The sequence below is a fragment of the Parafilimonas sp. genome, from assembly GCF_051953455.1.
Lineage (GTDB): Bacteria > Bacteroidota > Bacteroidia > Chitinophagales > Chitinophagaceae > Parafilimonas.
Genome location: NZ_JBQCIT010000038.1, coordinates 1 through 4,224, shown reverse-complemented (window position 1 = coordinate 4,224; position 4,224 = coordinate 1). Strand labels below are relative to the sequence as shown.

General features: G+C 39.2%; 4 protein-coding genes. 2 read left to right on the top strand and 2 right to left on the bottom strand.

Going from position 1 to position 4,224, the window contains the following annotated elements:
* Together ACTHN6_RS14935 and ACTHN6_RS14930 are read left to right on the top strand one after the other, a co-directional pair.
* The coding region (locus ACTHN6_RS14935; protein WP_440436571.1) for an efflux RND transporter permease subunit at window positions 1-783 on the top strand (783 nt) is incomplete at its 5' end.
* Window positions 784-800: 17 nt separating this feature from the next.
* Window positions 801-1,868 carry an efflux RND transporter periplasmic adaptor subunit gene (locus ACTHN6_RS14930; RefSeq protein ID WP_440436570.1) on the top strand — a complete coding sequence of 356 codons (1,068 nt, stop codon included), beginning with the start codon at window positions 801-803 and terminating at the stop codon, window positions 1,866-1,868.
* Between the two features lie 523 nt (window positions 1,869-2,391).
* Here the strand turns inward: ACTHN6_RS14930 and ACTHN6_RS14925 are convergent.
* Window positions 2,392-3,309 carry a helix-turn-helix domain-containing protein gene (locus ACTHN6_RS14925; protein ID WP_440436569.1) on the bottom strand — a complete coding sequence of 306 codons (918 nt, stop codon included), beginning with the start codon at window positions 3,307-3,309 and terminating at the stop codon, window positions 2,392-2,394.
* Window positions 3,306-4,169, bottom strand: coding sequence for an SDR family NAD(P)-dependent oxidoreductase (locus tag ACTHN6_RS14920; protein ID WP_440436568.1), 864 nt, complete (start codon window positions 4,167-4,169; stop codon window positions 3,306-3,308). The genes ACTHN6_RS14925 and ACTHN6_RS14920 overlap by 4 nt, the downstream gene beginning before the upstream one ends.
* Window positions 4,170-4,224: the final 55 nt, after the last annotated feature.

Below are 4,224 nucleotides of genomic sequence, written 5' to 3'. Positions count from 1 at the left end.
GAACAAATGAATGCCATTCCGTTGGTGAAAGGCAAAGAGCGCCCCATACTTTCTGACGTGGCTCAATTAACGATGGTAAAAGTTCCGGGAGAATATGACCGGCAGGGCCCGCGCAGGTTCTTAACCGTAAGCGCTAATATTTATAAAAAGGATCTGGGCTCTGCAACAGATGCTGTAAAAAAAGTAATAGCGCAAACCGGCGAGCCCGCAAAAGGAACGGTGGTTGATATACAGGGCATGTCTTCATTGCTTGGTGAAACATTAAACTCTTTGCAAACGGGTTTGCTGGCCGCAATCATTGTTATACTGTTATTGCTTACAGCCAACTATCAATCATTTGGTTTGGCAGTATCAGTATTAACAACAATACCGGCTGTATTGCTAGGTTCAATGATCATGCTGTTTGCAACCGGATCAACATTAAACCTGCAATCGTATATGGGCATTATTATGTCAACCGGTGTATCGGTAGCCAATGCCATATTGATCGTTACTAATGCAGAAGCATTACGGTTTGAATACAAAGATCCTTTCAAAGCGGCTTCTGTTGCAGCCGGCATACGGTTAAGACCGATATTAATGACAAGCCTTGCCATGATTGCCGGCATGATACCTATGGCAAGTGGATTGGGCGAAGCCGGCGATCAATCAGCACCGCTTGGTCGCGCTGTGATTGGTGGTCTTGCTGCATCAACTGTTGCAGCATTGTTTATTGTGCCGCTGGTATATGGATGGATACAACAAAAGAAAGATTACTCCAGTGTTTCATTACTTCCTGAATAATAATTAAAAACTATTTTATGTACAAATACATTTTATATTTCTTATTGATCGTAATGGCCTCCTGTTCATCGCAAACAAAACAGGAAAAGAAAACTGCTTCAACACAGGTGACAGACCCGTATGAATTTGCGCCCGTTAAAAAAGCCGGCGTGGAGAGTGTTATAAAACTGCCGGCAAAGCTGGCTGCTTATGAAGAAGTAAGTATTTTTCCCAAGGTAAACGGTTATGTAAAAGATGTGTTAGTTGATATAGGTTCGCAGGTAAAAAAAGGTCAGTTGTTAATGATATTGGAAGCGCCTGAAATAGAACAGGCAACAACGCAGGCAAAAGAAAAATACATGCAGTCGTTATCTGCTTATGCTTTATCAAAAGAAAGATACAGGCGTTTGCAGGTAGCGGCAAAAACGCAGGGCGCTATATCACCATTCGATCTTTCTTCAGCCAAATCATCTATGGATGCAGACAGCATGTTATGCAATGCAGAAAAAACAAGCTGGATGATGCAGCAAACCATGCAGGATTATTTACGGGTTACGGCGCCTTTCAACGGCGTTATCACGCAGCGCAACGTGCATCCCGGTGCATTGGTAAGCGCTGTTGAAAAAACAACGCCGATGCTTGAGCTAAAAAACATATCGCACCTGCGTTTACAGATGGATGCGCCTGAAACAATTGCATCAGCATTAAGCAATAAAGGCAGCATCAGTTTTACCACCAGCTCTACAGATGGCACATTGATAAAAGCTGTTATCAGCAGGCGCTCCATGAACGTTGAATCAGCGCTGCGCTCAGAAAGGATCGAAGCCGATGTGAACAACAAGGATTTGTCGCTGGCCCCGGGTATGTACGCAGAAGTGCAGCTGGAATCTGATGGTAATGCCAACGCATTTAAGGTTCCTAAATCTGCTGTACTTACAACAACAGAAGGTAAATATGTTTTTACAGGCACGAATGAAAAAGATTTGAAAAAGATCAGCGTATCTACGGGCAACCAATCAGTCGATTCTGTTGAAGTTTTTGGCGCTTTGCAGGAAGGTGAAAAAGTGGTAACCAACCCGGATGATGAAATGCTGGATACGATGTAGTTACCCAACAGATAACCCGCATCGAGTCTTTTCTGGTTGCCTCATTTTAATTCTTTATAGCTTGATTGATATTTTTAATAACCTTGATGGGCATCAATACCTAATTTATCCGCAGTCTTTTGCGCTTCTTTCATGGCTGCTGCAGGCTTTATTAAAAAGAATAAAATAAAATTTTTAAACGTCAGCATATCAAAAAAACAAACCGGCAGGCAGACTACTAAACAAAGTTGTCATCGTGTACATACTCAAAAAGCGAAGTATTTTCTTCTGCCATAACTGTAGCGGCACAGCTGACTACTCATAAGATGCTGGATATGTTGGTTTAAAAAACTTATTAAATTTGAATGAAGGAAAAAATCTTGAGAAAGAGGAAGGTTGATTCTTCATTCAATCTATCTCTTCAAAAGAATTTTATTTATACATATTATTTTTTTACCCTCCTCAATATCATTGGTACATAGGATACCTTGTTGGGTGCTGGGCTTTTTGTCAAGCGTTTCTGTCTATTGAACAAATTTTCGCTTCAGTTAAACGATTGTCTAAACTCCAAAGGCGAAAGTTTTGTTTTCGTCTTGAAAAGCTTGCTGAATGATTGCGAATGTTCAAAGCCGAGTTCATAAGCGATTTCGCTTACAGACAAGCTGGTCGTAGATAATTTTTCTTTGGCTTTTTCAATCAGTTTTTCGTGTATGTGTTGTTGGGTGCTTTGTCCTGTCAGCACATTGAGCAAGCCACGTAAATAATTTGGCGAAACGTTTAATTGCTCTGAGATGAATTGAACTGTCGGCAAGCCTTTGGCGGTAATGTTTTCACCATTGAAATAGTCTGTGAGAAGTTTCTCTAAGCGTTGTAAAATCTGATGATTGGCTTTTTCTCTTGTGATAAACTGACGATTGTAAAAACGCTCGGCATAACTCAACAAATTTTCAAGGTGTGTAATAATAATTTGTTTACTGAATTTGTCAATGTTTGAATGATATTCCTGAGTAATATTTTCAACGATGTTGTTGATTATGGTTTCTTCTTTTTCTGAAAGAAATAATGCTTCATTTGCGGAATAATCAAAATATTTGTATTTCTTGATGTTTTTTGCAAGCGATGTATTCCATAGAAAATCGGGGTGAATGAGCATTACCCAACCTGATGGCTTTTCGGTGTATGCTGCTGAGTTCATACCCAAAACTTGATTAGGCGACATAAAAAACAGCGTTCCTTCACTAAAATCATAATCGTTTTGTCCGTATTTGTAAACTGCATTCTGCACACGTTTCATCGAAATAAAATAAAAGTCAAAAACAATACTTGTTTCGTTTGTACCTGGTGGAATAGTAATCTCTTTTATTCTCACAACGCTGATGAGTGGGTGTTCAGGTTTAGGTAAACCACGCAATTTGTGAAATTCGCTGATTGTTTTTATCCGGAGGGGCTTTTGTTTTATCATTTCACAAAACCACTTTTTGATGAAAGTTGCTCACTCAATAACCACAGTTCTTTACCAGCTGATTGATCAAAGTTTTTGCGAATATCAATGACGTTATTTTTTTCGTCAAAGAATTTTCCATTTGCAGATTTTGCATTTTCTTTTGTAGCAACATGCACACCACTTTCACAGGTTTCCGGCGCATTTCTAACATCTGATGAAAGTGAAAACATTAATTTGAGCCACCAGGGCATTTTGTTTTTTCCAAGATTTGATTTTACAAATCCAGGGTGAAACAACATAGAACTTGCTGACGTGTTTTGTAATCTGTCGGCTAACTCAAAGCCAAAATAAACCCTTGCAAACATTGCCAAATTAGTTGATTTCAGCCAACTATATGATTTGGTAAGTTGTAAATTATTCAAATCAAGTTTGGGCTTTTTCAAAAAACGCGGTGCGCCGGCAACAGTTACAATTCGTGCTTCCTCCGTTGGTTTTAATAAATCGAGCAAACTGTGCGTAAGTGTAAAATGAGATAAATAATTTATGGCAAACGACTTGTCTAACCCTTCGCTTGTCGTTTCTTTTTTAAAATACCATGCACCTGCTGCATTCACTAAGCCGTGTAGTTGGTTGTGTTGTTGCTTAAACTGTTCACCCAATTCATAAACCGATTTCATCAAACTTAAATCGGCTGTGAGAAAGGAAATGTTTTTATTACCCGATTTTTCTGAAATTTCTTTTACCGTTTGCTGTCCGTTGGAAGCATTACGGCTAACGATTACAACAGTTGCACCTGTCTGTGCGATACCTGTGGCAATAGCTTTCCCTACGCCCGAAGTACCACCCGTAACTAAAAACGTTTTGTTTTTTAATTCCATTTTCTAATTTTTTGTTTGTGTAAAATTCCACAACATTCAGAAAACAGATGTACGT

What these genes read in the sequence shown, in the direction of transcription:
- ACTHN6_RS14920 (WP_440436568.1), bottom strand. Translation starts at nt 4,169, where the DNA reads ATGGAATTAAAAAACAAAACGTTTTTAGTTACGGGTGGTACTTCGGGC.
- ACTHN6_RS14925 (WP_440436569.1), bottom strand. Translation starts at nt 3,309, where the DNA reads ATGATAAAACAAAAGCCCCTCCGGATAAAAACAATCAGCGAATTTCAC.
- ACTHN6_RS14930 (WP_440436570.1), top strand. Translation starts at nt 801, where the DNA reads ATGTACAAATACATTTTATATTTCTTATTGATCGTAATGGCCTCCTGT.